This is a genomic window from Paraburkholderia dipogonis (genome assembly GCF_042680985.1).
Classification (GTDB): Bacteria; Pseudomonadota; Gammaproteobacteria; order Burkholderiales; family Burkholderiaceae; genus Paraburkholderia; species Paraburkholderia phytofirmans.
Window position 1 is genome coordinate 532,515 of the sequence record NZ_JBHUFR010000006.1, and the last position, 17,209, is coordinate 549,723.

A 17,209-nucleotide genomic window follows, 5' to 3' on the forward strand; every position below is an offset into this window, starting at 1 on the left:
CCTTTGCCTGTGTGTTGTCCGGTTTCGAAGCGAGTCGCATCGAGCGGGTGAATCAAACGGGGTGAATCAAGCGTACTGTCCCGCCGCGCGCCGCTCCAGCTGACGCTCGCCACGCGCGGGCAGCCCCAGCTTGCGGCGCCCCTCGGCGGGCGTCAGCGCGCGTGCGCCGAGCCGCTCGATGATTTCCACCGCGCGTTGCACCAGCGTGCCGTTCGTTGCGGGCACGCCTTTGTCGAGCCAGATGTTGTCTTCGAGGCCCACGCGCACGTGGCCGCCGAGGAGCATCGCCTGCGCGACCATCGGCATCTGCATGCGGCCGATGCCGAAGCCGGCCCATTGCGCGCCGGGCGGCAGGTTGTCGGCCATCGCTTTCATGGTGGTGGTGTCGGCGGGCGCGCCCCAGGGAATGCCGAGGCAAATCTGAAACAGCGGCGGCGCGTCGAGCAGGCCTTCCTTGAGCAATTGCTTCGCGAACCACAAATGCCCGGTATCGAAGATCTCCAGTTCAGGCTTGACGCCGAGCTCCTGGATGCGCCGCGCGCCGGCCCGCAACTGCGCGGGCGTCGACACATAGATGTAGTCGCCGTCGCCGAAATTGAGCGTGCCGCAGTCGAGTGTGCAGATTTCCGGCAGCAATTCCTCCACATGCGCGAGGCGCGTGAGGCCGCCGACCAGATCCGTGTTCGCGCCGAAGCGCATCGGATCTTCGCCCGGACCGATCTCCAGATCGCCGCCCATGCCGGCGGTCAGGTTGATGATCACGTCCGTGCCCGACGAGCGGATACGGTCGACCACCTCGCGATACAACTGCGGATCGCGGCTGCCGCGTCCGGTTTTCGGATCGCGCACGTGGCAGTGCGCAACGGTCGCGCCGGCTTTCGCGGCTTCGATGGCGGCCTCGGCAATCTGCTTCGGCGTGACGGGAATGGCCGGGTGCTTGCCGACGGTATCGCCTGCGCCGGTGACCGCGCAGGTCACGATGACTTCATGGTTCATGCGAACGGGTTCCTGTGGGTTGAGATGCGCGACTGACGTGATCAGAGACCGAGATAAGCCTTGACCGCGGGCAAGCCGTCCTTGCCGTCGTAGGTCTTCACGCCGGCAAGCCATGCGTCGAGTACCTGCGGGTTTTTCTTCAGATATGCCCTGGCGGCGTCGGCGGGCTTTTCCTTGTTCATCACCGATTGCATCACCACGTTTTCGAGCTGCGTCGAAAAGCGCAGATTGCTCACGAGCTTGCCCGCGTTCGGGCAACGCGTCAGAAAGTCGGGCGACGTCAGCGTATAAACGCGCGCTTCGCCGTCGTTCGGACCGAATACGCCGTCGCTGCCGGTGAGGTATTTCATATCGATCTGGATGTTCATCGGATGCGGTTCCCAGCCGAGAAAGACCACCCATTTCTTCTCGCGGATCGCGCGGTCGACCGAGACCAGCATGCCCGCTTCGCTCGATTCGATCAGCTTGAAGCCGCCGAGGCCGAACTGATTGTTGGCGATCATCTTCAGGATCGCCGCGTTCGCGCTGCTGCCGGGCTCGATGCCGTAGATCTTGCCGTCGAGCTGATCGCGATGTTTGGCGATGTCGGCGAAAGTCTTCAGGCCGGCGTCGTATTCGTAGCTCGGCACGGCGAACGTGGCCTTGGCGCCGGTCAGGTTAGGTGGCTGCAGCACCTGGATCGATTTCGAATCGACGAACGGCGCGATTGCTTTTTCCTGCACCGGCCACCAGTAGCCGAGCGACACGTCGAGCTGTTTGCTCTTCAGACCCGCGAATGAGATGGGCACGGAGGCGACCGTCGTCACCGGCTGATAGCCGAGCCCTTCGAACACGGTCGAGGCGAGCGCGGTGGTCGAGGTGATGTCGGTCCAACCGATATCGGCGAAATGCACCGCGCGACAGGCAGCGGGGTCCTGGGCGAAGGCAGGCAGCGCGGTAACCGCGGCGCCGACGGCGGCCGCGAGACACGCAAGATGGGCAAGCAGGGCTTTGATGCGCGACTTCATGAAGTTCCCTCTTCTGACTCGTATGACAGCGTGTTTCGAACCGGGCCGCTTCGCCTGAGCGAACGACATGGGGCAAAGCGGCCCCCGGAATGCGATACGGCTTGTGTGATACCTGAACTGCATGAACGAATGACGTAACGTTAATGCCCCATATTGCAGCTAAAGCGACCGTCAGCGACCCGTTCTTGCTCCCACGCGACAATGCGGGAAAACCTGTCTGGTTCGCATTGCGACGCAACATCGGCTTAAGCGCGATTTTTGGTGTGCCTTGCCGGCTTGGCTCCTGCTTGCTACGCTCGCCGGGAACCCGCGTCCGCCTGTATTTTTTGTCTCCCGATCGAGTCCGAGCACGATGCCCGAAGATATGTCGTTCCTGTTGCTGCCGGGCTTTTCGGCGATCGGTTTCATGTCGGCGGTGGAGCCGTTGCGCGTGGCGAACCGCTTTCGCGGCGATCTGTACCGCTGGCGCATTCTGAGTCTCGACGGCGCGCCGGTGGCCGCCAGCAACGGCATTTCAATCAACGCGGATGCCGCCATCGGCAACGTCGATGCGGCGCGGACGCTCTTCGTCGTCGCGGGCTTCGAGCCGCTCGCGTGCTACACGCGCGTGCTGGGCGATTGTCTGAAGCGCCTCGCGCGCGCGGGCGCGACGCTCGGCGGTATCGACACCGGCAGTTTCGTACTCGCGGAAGCGGGGCTGCTCGGCGGCTCGGAAAGTGTGACCGTGCACTGGGAAGCGCTGTCGGCATTCCGCGAACGCTATCCGTCGCTCGATGCGAGCCAGGAGCTGTTCGAAATCGGCGCGCGGCGCATTACGTGCGCGGGCGGCACGGCGTCGATCGACATGATGCTCGACCTGATCGGCCGTGAACACGGCGCCGCGTTGGCTTCGGCCGTCTCGGAGCAATTCGTGGTGAGCCGTATCCGGCAGCGCTCGGACCATCAGCGCATGGAGATCGCGGCGCGCTACGGTGTGCACAACCGCAAGCTGATTCAGGTGATCGGCGTGATGGAACAGCATATGGAAGAGCCGCTTACACCGGACCGGCTCGCGCAGGAAATCGGCGTGACGCGTCGGCAACTGGAGCGGTTGTTCTGCGCGTCGCTGAAGGACACGCCGACGCATTTCTATCAGCAGTTGCGCCTCGCGCGTGCGCGCGAATTGCTGCAACAGACCGACATGTCGATTACGTCGATTTGCGTGGCATGCGGATTCGAGTCGCCATCGCATTTTTCACGGACCTATCGCGCGCGCTTCGGCGCGAGCCCGAGAAGCGACCGGCAAGGGACGGGCGGCCGAAATGCCGGAGAACTGGAGCCGTCGGCGGGGCAAGACCTTGTGTCCGTACTCCAGTTATCCCGTTTATCGCAACAGTGAATTCGTCGATTTGGGGTTTACCCTATATACGTTGACTCCTAGACTGTTCCCATACGCTGCAAACACAGGTTCGCAGCATGGCAAAAAACAATCTCTGGAGGTAGGTATCATGAAGTCCCTGATCGAAGCTGTTGTTATCGCCGCGCTCATCACCGCTCCGCTCGCCGCTTTTGCTCAATCGAATCAGCCGGTTACGCGCGCTCAAGTGCGCGCCGAACTGATCCAACTGGAAAAGGCCGGCTACAACCCGGGCACCGCGAACGACGAAGACTATCCGTCCAACATTCAGGCTGCTGAAGCGCGCGTCGCCGCACAAAAGAGCGCTGCTCAGACGAGCGGTTACGGTTCGGCCACCAATGGTTCGTCGCAGGCAGGCAGCCGTTCGGACACGACGAACAGCTCGTACTCGGCGCCGGTTGTTAATTACGGTCGTTAATCAATCGCGCAGTGTGCAGTAGCTGTAGCGGGCGCTGGATCGTGGTATCCCAGCGCCTAAGAAACGGCCTGACACGTGGACCGTCCGATCTTTCGGTCATATGCGTGATTACTGGCCGCGATGGAGTCGATGGAACGTTCGGCCCATTGCTTCAATTCGGTGACCATTGGCAGCGCGGTGCGAGCGAGTACGGTTAAGCCATACTCGATACGCGCCGGATGCCGGTCGTCGACGCATCGCTCGACCAGCCCGTCCCTTTCCATCGATCTCAATGTCTGAGCAAGCATTTTGTCCGAGACGCCGTCCAGGCGACGCCTGATCTCGGCAAAGCGCAGATGCTTTTCTCGCAACGCGATCATCGCCAGAACGGTCCACTTCTGACCGAGGCGTGCGAGAGCGAGTCGAGACGGACAAGCTCCTGAAAATGCATCTGGCGACGATCCGCCATCTCGCGGTACAACCTGCTTTACGCAGCAGTCCGCGGATATTCGCGGAGTTGTAGACACCACACGCGTGTCTCTGGTGCCGTCACGCATCCTCATTCCCGACTTCTGAGCGCGCAAAGGGCGCGTCGTGAATAACGTCGCCCTGATAGAACGCAGGGAAGCGGTCGAGTTGGCGTTGCGCGTCCTCTGGATCGATACCGTCTTTCAGTACCGCACTCGAAAATCCGGTTCGCTCCATCTGAACCAACTGATCGACGAGCACGTCGCCGGTTGCCCGCAAATCGCCTTTGAAGCCGAGCCGGCGGCGCAGGAGATACGCCTGACTGTAGGCCCGTCCATCGGTGAAATTGGGGAAGTGCAACTCCACGCGTGCAGCCGTCGCGATCAGCTCCTTTTGCTCGGCCGGGTCTGCGTCGTTTGTCAGGAAAACAACCTGTTGGGATGCGTCCGATACGTCCGACGCATGCTCGGCCAGAGTGAGCAGCCTGATACGTGTCGAGCCGTTCATGCCGTTGTCTCCATCAGCGTGCGCACGCGATCCGCAGCCGTCCTGAACGGTTCGATGCCTGCCCGTCGAACGGTTTCGACGAACGACTCGCGCTTCTCGCCAACCGTCACGCGAATGTCGAGATAGGCGGACAGCAGCGCGTCGATGACCTCGGGCACTTCAACGGCGGAAAACGACGGGCCGATGACCTTGCCCGCTTGCGCGCGGCCACTGGCGCGCGAACCGTCCGAACCGCCCAACGTCACCTGGTACCATTCCTTGCCATCTTTGTCGACCCCGAGGATGCCGATGTGCCCGCTATGATGATGGCCGCACGAATTGATGCAGCCGCTGATATGCAGATCGATATCGCCGATGTCGTTGAGTTCGTCCAGATCCTGATAGCGCTCGGTGATCGCCTCGGCAACCGGAATGGAACGGGCATTGGCGAGCGCACAGAAATCGCCACCCGGGCAGGCGATCATGTCGGTCAGCAGATTCACGTTGGCGCTCGCGAGTCCTGCTTCGCGCGCGGCTTGCCAAAGCGGCAGGAGGTCGTTGACATGCACCCACGGCAACACGACGTTCTGCGTGTGGGTGACACGCGCTTCGCCGGCCGAGAACCGCTCGGCCAGGTCGGCCACGCGATCGAGCTGTTCCGCCGATGCATCGCCGGGTGCTTGCAGAAGACGTTTGAACGAGAGCGTGACGATCCGCAAGCGCTGGTTCCTATGCGGCGAGACATTGCGCTGGAGCCAGCGTTCGAATTGCGGCGTCTCGAGCGCTACGGCGTTCGACGTTGCGATCGCTGCGAGGTCGATCGGCGCATCCACGGAAGGCTTGGAGGGTAGAGCGAAGCACGCGCTGACGCGTTCGAGCTCCGCTAGCGGAATCGTATGCGGACCGCCGTCGTGTTCGACGATCTGGCGGAACTCTTCCTCGACGCCGTCGATGTAACGTTGGCCTTCCGCCTTCACCAGAATCTTGATCCGCGCCTTGTACTTGTTGTCGCGGCGTCCGTACTGGTTGTAGACGCGCACCACTGCTTCGATGTAGTTCATGATGTGCTGCCACGGCAAAAACTCGCGCAGCACGGTGCCGATCACGGGAGTGCGGCCCATGCCGCCGCCCACCGTGACGCGAAATCCCAGTTCGCCCGCTTCGTTACGCAGCAGACGAAGGCCGACGTCATGCCAGTCCGTCGCGGCGCGGTCTTCGCTCGCACCGGTGATCGCGATCTTGAACTTGCGCGGCAGGAACGCGAACTCGGGATGGAGGGTCGTCCACTGCCGCATGATTTCGGCGAACGGACGCGGGTCGGCGATTTCGTCAGGCGCAACGCCCGCGCGTTCGTCGCAGGAAATGTTGCGGATGCAGTTGCCGCTCGTCTGAATGCCGTGCATGTCGACGCTGGCGAGCAAGTCCATCACGTCCGCGGCTTTCGAGAGCGGAATCCAGTTGAACTGCACGTTGGTGCGCGTCGTGAAATGCGCATAGTTCGTGGGCAGGCGGACGGTGCCGAGCTTGCGCTGCGCTTCGCTGGCGAGGCGGTAGACCTCGGCCTCCGGCTCGTCGTATTCGCGCGCGATCCGGGCGAGCATGCGCAACTGCCTGCTCGATAACTCGCCGTAGGGGATCGCCACGCGCAGCATCGGCGCATACCGTTGCACGTACCATCCGTTCTGAAGACGCAACGGACGAAAGTCGTCTTCGCTCAGCTTGCCGGACTGCCAGCGTTCGAGCTGGTCGCGAAACTGCGCAGCGCGGCTGCGCACGAATGATTGGTCAAACTCGGTGTACTGGTACATGGTCCGGTGTGACGACCGCCCTGCATGGCGCGGTCTGACTGAGCGTCGTTTGCGTTGGAAGGAGCCGTGGTTGCATCGGCATCGACACATGACGTGCCGCGCCGATCCGAAGGCTTCTGGCGAACGATAGAGGCAATAGCGGCCGCTGAAAAGCAGCAGATGCCACTGAAAACACGCTAGCAGATGGTGAGCGAACCGGCGGTGCGCGGGCCGGACAGAAGCACAAGGCTGCTGCGCTGGAATTGATCGCAACTGCTACTGTTTTGGGTGACCGGACGGGTTCAGACTATCGCGTGAGATACAACAACCCTGCCTTGAAGGTGACGCGATGAACCTCTTGAAGATGACGCGAATCGTACTGTGGAGTTTTTTCGGCATCCGCCGCGGCGCCTCGCATCAGGCCGACATGGCGGGCGTCAAGCTGCCCCTGCTGCCGCTGGTCGCGGTAGTTCTCGCCGGCGGATTCGGCGCGACGCTGTTTGCACTCGCGCGGCTTGCGGTCAACGTGGCGCATTGACGCTTGCGGTGCGCTCACAGCGAGCGCACGGTTTATCGGCTCGCCTGCTCGAGCAGCGAGCCCAGTGTTTGGACGGCGCTCTCAGTGCTGCCGCTCCACGGATGACCGAAGTTCAGGCGGATATGATTCCGGAATTCGTGCCGCGCGGAGAAAATCGGACCTGGCGCGATGCTGATGCCGTTCTCTATTGCGAGGCGGTGCAATTGCATCGCATCGACATTCGACGGCAGCCGCAACCACAGAAAATAGCCGCCGGACGGCAGCGTCCAATGCGAATCGTCCGGCATGTAGCGGCGCAGCGCGGCGTCCATCGAGGCGAGTTGATTGCGGAATGCACCGCGCAGCTTCCGCAGATGCTTGTCGTACCCGCCGTGCTGAAGATAGTCCGCTATCGCTGCCTGAGCGGGAATGCTGGCCGACAACGTGGTCATCAACTTCAGGCGCTGCACCTTCTCGGCGAAGCGTCCCGCGGCGACCCATCCAATGCGGTATCCCGGCGCGAGCGTCTTCGAAAATGAACTGCAGTGCATCACGAGCCCTTTCGTGTCGAAGGCGATGGCGGGCAGCGGGTAGGTCGCGGCGTGATGCAGTTCGCCGTACACGTCATCTTCGATAAGCGGCACGTCACGCTGGGCCAGAAGTTCGACCAGCGCTTTCTTTTTCTCCTGCGACATCGCCGCGCCGGTCGGATTCTGATAGTTGGTCATGAACCAGCATGCGCGGATAGGATGCTTGTCGAGGGCATCCGAGAGCGCTTGCAAATCGATGCCCGAAACAGGATCGACCGGAATCTCGACCGCCCGCAGATCGAGGCGCTCGATGGCCTGCAGGGCCGCATAGAATCCGGGCGACTCGATCGCGACCACATCGCCTGGGCGCGTGACGGCCATCAAACACAGGTTCAATGCTTCCAGCGCGCCATTGGTGACGACGAGTTGCTCCATCGGCTGAGCAACGCCCATCCCCATGTAACGCAGCGATATCTGGCGACGCAACGGCTCATTGCCCGGCGGAAGATCGACGACGGTGCTCCACGGACTGATCAAACGGCTCGAATGCCCGAGCGACCTGGCAAGACGCTGAAGCGGAAAAAGTTGTGGAGATGGAAAGGCCGAACCGAACGTCACCACATCGGGATGCTTCGCGGCTTCGAGCACCGAGAAGACAAGCTCGCTGATCTCGACCTTGGCGGACTCCAGCGCGGCTGGCGGTTGGGGCGCTGGTTTGTGTTCGAGCGCGGCGCCCGGCGCGACGTAGTAGCCCGAGCGTTCACGTGCTCGAATCAAGCCCCACTCTTCGAGCAGGTAATAGGCGCGAAACACGGTGGACTGGCTGACGCCGTGCTGCGTGGTGAGATGCCGCAGCGACGGCATGCGGGAGCCGACTGGCCGGCTGCCCGAGCGAATTTCATCGGCCATGGTGTTGGCCAGCATTTCGAAGCGTTTCATTTAACGGTCGTTATTCGGCTGCGTGCACCGAGCTCAAGTGCCGCAATTGTGCCAGCAGTTTAACGACAGGTCTGGCGGAATAGAGATCCGTTTGCGTTCCCGGCGTAATAGCGGACGTTGCCACCACACAGCGGGTCAGTCGCCGTAGAGCCAACAAAAAACGGCCACGCCGGATATGCCGACGTGGCCGCTTCTCACTTTCACATTTCAAGCTGTGCCTTCAGATCCCGCCGACGCACATGTACTTGATCACCACGTAATCGTCGATGCCGTAATGCGAACCTTCGCGACCCAGGCCCGATTGCTTGACGCCGCCGAACGGCGCGACTTCGTTCGAGATGAGGCCCGTGTTGATGCCGACCATGCCATATTCGAGCGCTTCCGCGACACGCCAGACGCGGCCGAGATCGCGGCTATAGAAGTACGACGCGAGACCGAACTCGGTGTCGTTGGCGAGGCGGATCACTTCTTCATCCGACGAGAAGCGGAACAGCGGCGCGAGCGGCCCGAAGGTTTCGTCGCGTGCCACCTTCATGGCGGGCGTGACATCCGCGAGCACGGTCGGCTCGAAGAAACCATGACCGAGCGCGTGACGCTTGCCGCCGGTCACGATGCGCGCGCCTTTCGCAAGCGCATCTTCGATATGCGACTCGACCTTCAGCACTGCCGCTTCGTTGATCAGCGGACCTTGCGTTACACCCTCTTCGATGCCACGGCCAACTTTGAGCTGTTCGACGGCGACGCGCAGTTTGTCGGCGAACGTATCGTAGACCTTGTCGTGCACATAGAAACGGTTCGTGCACACGCAGGTCTGGCCGCTATTGCGATACTTCGATGCAATCGCGCCGGCCACCGCGGCATCCAGATCCGCGTCGTCGAATACGATGAACGGCGCATTGCCGCCGAGTTCGAGCGAGACCTTCTTGACGGTCGGCGCGCACTGCGCCATGAGCAAACGGCCGACCGGCGTCGAGCCGGTGAACGACAGCTTGCGCACGATCGGATTGCCCGTCATTTCCGCGCCGATCGCTTTCGGCTCGCCGGTCACGACGTTGAACACGCCGCGCGGCACGCCGGCGCGTTCGGCCAGCACCGCGAGCGCGAGCGCGGAGAGCGGCGTGGCTTCAGCCGGTTTGACGATGATCGGGCAGCCCGCCGCGAGCGCCGGGCCGACCTTGCGCGTGATCATCGCGGCCGGGAAATTCCACGGTGTGATGGCCGCGCAAACGCCGATCGGCTCCTTCGTCACGACAATGCGTTTGTCGCTGGCCGGCGTCGGGATCGTGTCGCCGTTCACGCGCTTGCCTTCTTCCGCGAACCATTCGAGGAACGACGCGGCGTACTGGATTTCGCCCTTGGCTTCGGCGAGCGGCTTGCCCTGTTCCGTGGTGAGGATTTTCGCCAGATCGTCGGCGTTCTCCATCATCAGGTCATGCCATTTGCGCAGGATCACCGCACGCTGCTTCGCGGTCGTGGCGCGCCATGCGGGCCACGCGGCGTTGGCCGTGTCGATGGCGCGACGGGTTTCCGCCGTGCCCATGCGCGGCACCGTCGCGATCGTTTCGCCCGTGGCGGGGTTGTTTACTTCGAAGGTCGTGCCGTCGTCGGCGCCTTGCCATTCGCCCGCGATGTACGCGTGGCTCTTCAGAAGCGACGGGTCTTTCAAGCTCAACGTGGTCATGTGGATTCCTTAAGCCGCGACGGTGACGCTGTCCTTGATCACGTCTTCGAGAATCGCCATGGCTTCGTCGAAGACCGCGTCCTGAATCGTCAGCGGGAACAGGAAGCGCACCACGTTCGAATACACGCCGCACACCAGCAGCAGCAAGCCGCGTTCGAGCGCGCGCGTCTGCACGCGCTTGGTGAACTCCGCGTCCGGCTCCGTGCCGCCCGCCTTGCAGAATTCGACGGCGACCATGCCGCCGGGGCCGCGCACATCGGCGATTTGCGGCACGTCGCTTTGCAGCGCGATCAGCTTGGCCTTGACGCGGTCACCCAACAACGTGGCGCGCTCGCAGAGCTTTTCTTCGTCGATGATATCGAGCACCGCATGCGCGGCGGCAACCGCCAGAGGATTGCCCGCATACGTGCCACCGAGACCGCCAGGCGCCGCGGCGTCCATCACATCGGCGCGGCCGATCACGCCCGATAGCGGCATGCCGCCGGCGAGACTCTTGGCGACCGTCATCAGATCGGGCACCACGTCGTAGTGATGCATCGCGAACAGCTTGCCGGTACGCGCAAAGCCCGTTTGGACTTCATCGGCGATCAGCAGGATGCCGTGCTCGTTGCACAGCTTGCGCAGGGCGCGCACGAATTCGGCCGGCGCCGGATAGAAGCCGCCTTCGCCCTGAACCGGTTCGAAGATGATCGCGGCCACGCGCTTTGGATCGATGTCGGCCTTGAACAGGAATTCGATGGCCTTCAGCGAGTCGGCCGTTGTCACGCCGTGCAGCGGATTCGGGAACGGCGCATGGAACACGTCAGACGGGAACGGGCCAAAGCCGATCTTGTACGGCGCGACCTTGCCGGTCAGCGCCATGCCCATCAGCGTGCGGCCGTGGAAACCGCCGGTGAAGGCGATCACGCCCGGACGGCCGGTCGCGGCGCGGGCGATCTTGATGGCGTTTTCGACGGCTTCGGCGCCGGTCGTGAAGAACGCGGTTTTCTTCGGATGGTCGCCCGGCGCGCGCTCGTTGAGTTTTTCGGCCAGTTCGACATACGACGCGTACGGCACGATCTGATACGCCGTGTGGGTGAAATGATCGAGTTGATCGCGAATCGCGGCGAGGATCTTCGGGTGGCGGTGGCCCGTGTTGCACACGGCGATACCTGCGGCGAAGTCGATGAAACGGCGGCCCTCGACGTCCCACAGTTCCGCGTTTTCAGCGCGCTCGGCGTAGAAATCGCACATCACTCCCACGCCGCGCGGCGTGGCGGCGTCTTTGCGGCTTTTCAGTTCTGCGTTCTTCATGGTTATCTCCTTCGCTCCTCGGTTTTTGCGGACGCCGCGCGCTCAGCGCAGCACATGCAGCGACTATAATGAGATTTGGCTCTTAACTTCAGAGCCATTTCAATAAAAATGTAGGAGCCAATCATGCGCGCGAGCGTTTTGTCCGACTGGCTGGCCCAGCGCCTCGACCGGGGCAACGGCCAGCCGATCTATCGCCAACTGCACCGGCTGTTGCAGCAGGCGATCCTGTCGCGCGAATTGCCGCCGGGCAGCAAGGTGCCGTCGTCGCGGTTGCTGGCGCAGGAGTTGGGCATTGGGCGCAACACCGTGACACAGGTGTATGAGCAGCTCGTACTCGAAGGTTATGTCAGTTCGGCGACCGGACGCGGCACGTTTGTCGCCGATAGCGCGCCGGACGAGATCGTAGGCGTGCCCGACGCCGAGGCGCCCGCCGCGCGTTCCGAGCCGGCGCCGCAGCAGGCGCGGCGCGCGCTGTCCACGCGCGGCGCGCGGCTGATCGCGGGAGCGGGTGTGTCCAAGCGGCAGTGGGGCGCGTTCATGCCGGGCGTGCCCGACGTCACGAAGTTTCCGGCGCGCGTCTGGAGCCGTCTGCACAACAAATATTGGCGGCGGCTACGCCCGGACCTGCTGACGTATGCGCCGGGCGGCGGCCTGGCTTCGCTGCGGCATGCGCTGGCGGACTATCTGCGCACTTCGCGCTCAGTGCGCTGCACGCCGGAGCAGATCATCATCACGACCGGGATTCACCAGTCGGTCGATCTGGCCGTGCGCCTGCTGTCCGATCCCGGCGACGTGATCTGGACCGAAGACCCATGTTACTGGGGCGTGCGCAGCGTGCTGCACGTGTCGGGCCTGGAATCGCGGCCGATCGCCGTCGACGAGGAAGGCATCAATCCTTGCGCCGACGACCTCGCGCAGCCGCCGAAGCTGATGCTCGTCACGCCTTCGCACCAATATCCGCTCGGCATGGTAATGAGTCTCGCGCGACGCCGCATGCTGCTCGAATACGCGCGGCAGAACCAGTGCTGGATCATCGAGGACGACTACGACAGCGAATACCGCTATGGCAGCCGGCCGTTGGCTTCGCTGCAAGGTCTGGATACGTCGGGGCAGGTGATTTACGTGGGCAGCTTCGGCAAGACGTTGTTTCCGGGGTTGCGCATCGGCTACCTCGTGGTGCCGGAAGCGCTGGCGGAGAGTTTCGCCACTGCGAGCGCCGAGTTGTATCGCGAGGGGCAACTGCTGCAGCAGGCGATGCTTGCGGAGTTCATCGCCGAAGGGCATTTCACGTCGCATATCCGCAAGATGCGCACGCTGTACGGACAGCGCCGGCAGACGCTGCTGGATGCCGCCGCGCAGCGTTACGGCGACGCGTTGCCGGCGGTGGGCGGCGACGCCGGCTTGCATCTCGTGATGCAGTTGCCTGATGGCACCGATGACCGACGGGTGGCGGCTGCAGCGCTGGAGCGCAATATCGTGGTGCGGCCGTTGTCGGGGTATTACGCGCAGCCGGCGTTGGCGCCGTCGGGTTTGCTGATCGGCTACGCGTGCGTGCCGGATGAGGAAATCGCACCGGCTTTCAATACGCTGGCAGATGCGATCGATGCGACGTTGCCGGAGTTTGTGTGAACTCGCAGGGAGTTCTGCTCAGATCGCGATGCTGTACGGCCGAACCGCTGAAACGGTTTGCGTGAGGCCGAGCCTTGCAAGGGTGTCGAGATTTTCGTCGACCGACTTCGGCGGGTTCCTCAATGATTTTCTGTGCTCGGCCATGGCTTCGAGTACCTTCGCCTGGTTGAGATCGAACAGGTCGGCAATGAAGTCGTCGGGATGCTGCGCGGTTACGTTGAACGTACTCAAGGCGGCGGCTGGAAAGTCTCTTAGATTGAACGTGACAATAAGTTCGGCTCCGCAGTGAACGGCTGCGGCGACGACGTGTGCGTCAGTGGGATCCGGCAGTTCGATGGCCGGTATCAAATGCTCGAAGTTTTCGACTAGTGCATCGCGAACATGGGCGTCCATAAGTTCTCGGACGCGATGGATTTTGGCGCGATCCAGGTCTGGCCGGTTTGCGATCAGGTTTCGCACCCATTCGTCATGGATAATGCGGGTCCAACGCGCCCGGTAAAGGTCAGTCAGGGCCAGACGCATCAACAGGTTACGTAATGGTTGGGAGTACAGAACGCAAGCGTCGTAGACAGCGGTGAAGTGTGACGACATCGGTTATTCCAGGCCCATGTCCTGAGACAATGCCGCGAGTTCGTCCAGCGCCTTGCGCCGCTGCGTATCAATGCGATTCTTGTAGGCCATCACGTCTTCGTACCTCACGCGCCGGTGAGTGTTCACCTTGCGGAACGGAATCTCCTTTTTCTCCAGCAACTGCACGAAGTACGGCCGTGACACATTCAGCAGATCAGCTGCCTCTTGTGTGGTGAGTTCGGCATGAATCGGAATGATGGAGACGGCGTTACCCTGGCCGATTTCTGTCAGAACATCGACCATCAGACGCACGACCGAAGTCGGCAGCTCGACGGTGCGCGTTTGACCTCTGTCGTCCTTGAAGTCGAACTGCTGTGTTTCGGCGCGGCTGGACAGCACCACTGACAGATTCCGGCTAGAGGTGCGGGCAAGCTCGGCCTCCTGTTGCGACGGAAGCGGGGTGGGATGGATTGTGGTGTTCATGGCGCGACTCGGCTCCTTCGATTGCGTCATTTTAAATCGAAATATTCGAAATCGCAATAAACGAAACGACTTGGCAGCCGCCGGCCGTCAAACCCGTATCAACACCGCCCCCAATGTCACCAGCGCGCAAGCAACGACACGCCGCGCGGTCAGCTTTTCCCGCATGAACAGCCAGCCGATCAGCACCGCGAAGATCGAGCTCATCTCGCGCAGCGCGGAGACCATCGCAATCGGCAGGTAGCGGTATGCCTCGATGATCAGGCAGTAGGCACTCAACGCGAGCAGCCCCGCTGCGATGCCCTTGAGCACCATCACCCGCCCGATAAACAGTCCCTTGGCGCCGCCGCGCCAATGCCAGGCGAGCAGAAACTGAGGGACATTCCAGATCAGATAGACCCACATGATGTAGCTCAGGCCATTGCCCGCCAGGCGCGCGCCGATGCCGTCGACCACCGAATATGTCGCGATGAAGAAACCGGTAAGAAGCGCGAAGGGCACGCTCTCACCCGAAAAGCGCATGCCGCGCCGGAACGCCAGCGAGACGATGCCGAGCGACACCAGCGCCACACCGATTGCCGCCAGCGGCTTGAGCGCCTCATGCGCGAAGACCAGTGCGCCGACGAATACGAGCATGGGCGAAAGGCCGCGCGCAATCGGATAGATCTGTCCGAAGTCGCCGCTTTTGTAGGCGCGCAGCAGCGCCAGCAGATAACCGAATTCCAGCGCCACGGATGCCAGGATATACGGCCACGCCGCCGGCGCCGGCATGGGCAGCACGATCACGCCGACCGCGCTGACGGCGATATACGGCATCGCCATCATGCCGAGCAGCCAGATGCGATCTTCGGAAAGATGCAGAAACGCGTTCCACGTAGCGTGGAGCAGCGCGGAGAGCAGCACCAGCAAAACGACCAAGGTTTCCATCGAAGACCGGGAGAGGAGAAGCGAGGCCGGCGTGCGGGCCATGAGCCCGTGATTATTCCAGCAGAACGCCGGAATGGCGGAGTGGACGACTCGATCGAAGGGGTTTTATTTGGAAAATTAAGGCGATTTGTGGCGCCAAAAAGACGCTGCATAGTTGGGCGGTCCCGCGCATGCAGGTCGAAACGTGGCGCGCAACGGCGCGCGGCGGAAAGCCGACGAAGCGACGCTTTCGCCAGACCTCCCGCCACCGCGCCCACGTACAGTCAGGCTGTCGACTTCAGGTCACACGTTCGCGCAGCCACGCGGAAACAAGGTCGATCACCGTCACGACCACGATCACCATGATCATCACCGCGGCGGTTTGCGCATAGTTGAACGAGCGGATCGCCTCGTACAACACTACGCCGATACCGCCCGCACCGACCATGCCGACCACCATCGCCGAGCGCACGTTAGATTCGAAGCGATACAACGCGTACGAGATCCACAACGGCAGCACTTGCGGCAGTACGCCATAAATGATTTCGTCGAGACTGGTCGCGCCGGTGGCGCGCACGCCTTCGGCGGGACGCGGATCGATGGCCTCGACTGCTTCGGCGAACAGCTTGGCGAGCACGCCGGTGGTGTGCACCCACAGCGCCAGCACACCCGCAAAAGGACCGAGGCCGACCGCGACGATGAACAGCATCGCGAAGACCATCTCGTTGATCGCGCGGCACGCGTCCATCACGCGGCGCATGGGCTGCACGATCCACATCGGCGCCATGTTGTGAGCGGACATCAGTCCGCACGGCACCGCGCACACGAGCGAAAGAGCGGTGCCCCACACCGCCACCGAGAGCGTCACATACATCTCGTGCAGATAGCTGCGCCATTCGGTGAAGTCGGGCGGGAAGAAGTCCTTGGCGAACTGGCCCATGTTGCCGGAGTCGCTGAGCAGATCCAGCGGACGCATGTCGGCGCCGTGCCATGCGCCGCCCAACACCGCAAGCACCGCGATCCAGCCGGCGAGCGACAACCAGCTGCGCTTGCCGGCAGCCAGCGCGGGATGACGCGCCGCCTGGGCGTCGAGCACGTCGCTCGCTCGCGCCGGCGACGTGATCAGATCGGCCGTGTTCATTGCTTCGATTGCGCGGTATTGAGCGCGCTCAGCTTCGCGTCGAGTGCGGCCAACTGGGTCTTGCGATCGTCATCGGAGAGATGCGTGTCGCTCTCGATCTTCTGTTTCTGCTGGAACAGCGCGACCTGGCGGATCGGCAGCAACTGCGCATCCGACGATGCCGCGAAGCCGCCGTAACCGAAAATGCCGGCCATCACGGCCTTTTCGTGCGCGTCGGTCTTCGCATAGTTGACGAAGAAGTTGCGCAGCTTGTCCTTGGTGGCTTGCGGCAGATCCTTGCGCCACACGATCGGGTCCGACGGAATCAGCGGCGAGGTCCATAGCACGCGCACTTGCGCGAACTTGTCCGGATGCTGCTTCTTCAAGGAGTCGAGCATTTCGGTGTTGTTGGTCGCGATATCGATCTTGTTGTTCACGACGGCCAGCAGATTCGCTTCATGGCTGGAAGGCAGCACGGTCTTGAACGACGTATTGACCGGCGTGTTGTGCTGGGAGAACAGGTAGTAGCCGGGAATCAGCGTGCCGGATGTGGAGTTCGGATCGCCGAAGCCGAGCGTGACATCCTTCGTATTCTTGAATACATCGTCGAGTGTCTTGAAGCGGCTGTTCACGTTGGTGATCAACACCGACTTATATCCTGCGTCGCCATTCGCGTACACGGTCTTGGCAAACACTTCGCCTTGCGAACGATCCACCGCTTCGATCGCGGACGCATTGCCGAGATACGCAACCTGAACCTTGTTGAAACGCATGCCTTCGATAATGCCGGCATAGTCCGTCGCGAAGAACGCTTTCACGTTCAGACCGGTTTGCTTGTTCATGTCCTGAATCAGCGGTTCCCAGCGCTGTTTCAGCACGGAGGACGAGTCGGTCGAAATGATGCCGAGATTGAGGTCCTCGGCTTGCGCAGCGGCGACAGTAGCAAGGGTCGCGGCGCCGACGGCCAACGTGATCAATGAACGCAGGAATTTCATTGTTTGAGATCC

17 protein-coding genes are annotated in these 17,209 nt (G+C 62.3%); 4 read left to right on the forward strand and 13 right to left on the reverse strand.

Annotated features, from left to right (window positions below; genetic code table 11):
* Positions 1 to 66: 66 nt before the first annotated feature.
* Both cdhC and ACFSNN_RS07070 read right to left on the reverse strand, forming a co-directional pair.
* Positions 67 to 996 carry a 3-dehydrocarnitine:acetyl-CoA trimethylamine transferase CdhC gene (gene cdhC, locus ACFSNN_RS07065; protein ID WP_106277179.1) on the reverse strand — a complete coding sequence of 310 codons (930 nt, stop codon included), beginning with the start codon at positions 994 to 996 and terminating at the stop codon, positions 67 to 69.
* A 41-nt stretch (positions 997 to 1,037) separates the two neighbouring features.
* Positions 1,038 to 2,003, reverse strand: coding sequence for a choline ABC transporter substrate-binding protein (locus ACFSNN_RS07070; protein ID WP_134459508.1), 966 nt, complete (start codon positions 2,001 to 2,003; stop codon positions 1,038 to 1,040).
* Positions 2,004 to 2,355: 352 nt separating this feature from the next.
* Here ACFSNN_RS07070 and ACFSNN_RS07075 point away from each other — a divergent pair, with 352 nt between their 5' ends.
* Both ACFSNN_RS07075 and ACFSNN_RS07080 read left to right on the forward strand, forming a co-directional pair.
* Entirely contained in the window at positions 2,356 to 3,381 is a 1,026-nt protein-coding gene (locus ACFSNN_RS07075) for a GlxA family transcriptional regulator (RefSeq protein ID WP_134459506.1), read from the forward strand.
* 109 nt (positions 3,382 to 3,490) lie between these two features.
* Positions 3,491 to 3,817 carry a DUF4148 domain-containing protein gene (locus ACFSNN_RS07080; RefSeq protein WP_134459503.1) on the forward strand — a complete coding sequence of 109 codons (327 nt, stop codon included), beginning with the start codon at positions 3,491 to 3,493 and terminating at the stop codon, positions 3,815 to 3,817.
* A gap of 56 nt (positions 3,818 to 3,873) precedes the next feature.
* On the opposite strand, the gene ACFSNN_RS07085 is transcribed toward ACFSNN_RS07080, so the two are convergent.
* The 3 genes from ACFSNN_RS07085 to ACFSNN_RS07095 are packed head-to-tail and all read right to left on the reverse strand — an operon-like array spanning position 3,874 to position 6,558.
* Positions 3,874 to 4,359: a winged helix-turn-helix transcriptional regulator gene (locus ACFSNN_RS07085; RefSeq protein ID WP_377689259.1), complete on the reverse strand. Its 486-nt coding sequence runs from the start codon at positions 4,357 to 4,359 to the stop codon at positions 3,874 to 3,876.
* Positions 4,346 to 4,771, reverse strand: a complete 426-nt coding sequence (locus ACFSNN_RS07090; RefSeq protein WP_134459500.1) for a DUF934 domain-containing protein — start codon at positions 4,769 to 4,771, stop codon at positions 4,346 to 4,348. The genes ACFSNN_RS07085 and ACFSNN_RS07090 overlap by 14 nt, the downstream gene beginning before the upstream one ends.
* Positions 4,768 to 6,558 (reverse strand): nitrite/sulfite reductase, encoded by a 1,791-nt coding sequence (locus tag ACFSNN_RS07095; RefSeq protein ID WP_134459497.1) that lies wholly within the window; start codon positions 6,556 to 6,558, stop codon positions 4,768 to 4,770. The genes ACFSNN_RS07090 and ACFSNN_RS07095 overlap by 4 nt, the downstream gene beginning before the upstream one ends.
* Positions 6,559 to 6,886: 328 nt before the next feature.
* Between ACFSNN_RS07095 and ACFSNN_RS07100 the strand changes: the two genes are divergently transcribed.
* Complete coding sequence (locus ACFSNN_RS07100; protein WP_134459495.1) at positions 6,887 to 7,075, forward strand: DUF2970 domain-containing protein; 189 nt, start codon at positions 6,887 to 6,889, stop codon at positions 7,073 to 7,075.
* Between the two features lie 32 nt (positions 7,076 to 7,107).
* Here the strand turns inward: ACFSNN_RS07100 and ACFSNN_RS07105 are convergent, their stop codons facing one another.
* From ACFSNN_RS07105 to ACFSNN_RS07115, 3 genes are all read right to left on the reverse strand, one after another.
* Entirely contained in the window at positions 7,108 to 8,523 is a 1,416-nt protein-coding gene (locus tag ACFSNN_RS07105) for an aminotransferase-like domain-containing protein (RefSeq protein WP_134459492.1), read from the reverse strand.
* A 220-nt stretch (positions 8,524 to 8,743) separates the two neighbouring features.
* Entirely contained in the window at positions 8,744 to 10,204 is a 1,461-nt protein-coding gene (gene gabD / locus ACFSNN_RS07110; RefSeq protein WP_134459489.1) for an NADP-dependent succinate-semialdehyde dehydrogenase, read from the reverse strand.
* A 9-nt stretch (positions 10,205 to 10,213) separates the two neighbouring features.
* A complete protein-coding gene (locus tag ACFSNN_RS07115) occupies positions 10,214 to 11,497 on the reverse strand; it encodes a 4-aminobutyrate--2-oxoglutarate transaminase (protein WP_012426408.1) in 1,284 nt (427 codons plus the stop codon).
* 123 nt (positions 11,498 to 11,620) lie between these two features.
* On the opposite strand from ACFSNN_RS07115, the gene pdxR reads away from it, so the two are divergent.
* The gene (gene pdxR, locus ACFSNN_RS07120; protein WP_134459486.1) at positions 11,621 to 13,126 is read left to right on the forward strand and encodes a MocR-like pyridoxine biosynthesis transcription factor PdxR; all 1,506 of its coding nucleotides are present in this window, start codon (positions 11,621 to 11,623) and stop codon (positions 13,124 to 13,126) included.
* 18 nt (positions 13,127 to 13,144) lie between these two features.
* Here the strand turns inward: pdxR and ACFSNN_RS07125 are convergent, their stop codons facing one another.
* The 5 genes from ACFSNN_RS07125 to phnD form a co-directional block, all read right to left on the reverse strand.
* Complete coding sequence (locus tag ACFSNN_RS07125; protein ID WP_134459483.1) at positions 13,145 to 13,717, reverse strand: PIN domain-containing protein; 573 nt, start codon at positions 13,715 to 13,717, stop codon at positions 13,145 to 13,147.
* Between the two features lie 3 nt (positions 13,718 to 13,720).
* Complete coding sequence (locus tag ACFSNN_RS07130; RefSeq protein WP_106301897.1) at positions 13,721 to 14,179, reverse strand: helix-turn-helix domain-containing protein; 459 nt, start codon at positions 14,177 to 14,179, stop codon at positions 13,721 to 13,723.
* A gap of 87 nt (positions 14,180 to 14,266) precedes the next feature.
* Positions 14,267 to 15,103: a DMT family transporter gene (locus tag ACFSNN_RS07135; RefSeq protein WP_134459480.1), complete on the reverse strand. Its 837-nt coding sequence runs from the start codon at positions 15,101 to 15,103 to the stop codon at positions 14,267 to 14,269.
* Positions 15,104 to 15,380: 277 nt separating this feature from the next.
* Complete coding sequence (gene phnE / locus ACFSNN_RS07140; RefSeq protein ID WP_134459477.1) at positions 15,381 to 16,223, reverse strand: phosphonate ABC transporter, permease protein PhnE; 843 nt, start codon at positions 16,221 to 16,223, stop codon at positions 15,381 to 15,383.
* The gene (gene phnD / locus ACFSNN_RS07145; RefSeq protein ID WP_134459474.1) at positions 16,220 to 17,197 is read right to left on the reverse strand and encodes a phosphonate ABC transporter substrate-binding protein; all 978 of its coding nucleotides are present in this window, start codon (positions 17,195 to 17,197) and stop codon (positions 16,220 to 16,222) included. Before phnD ends, phnE begins: the two co-directional genes overlap by 4 nt.
* Between the last annotated feature and the right edge of the window lie 12 nt (positions 17,198 to 17,209).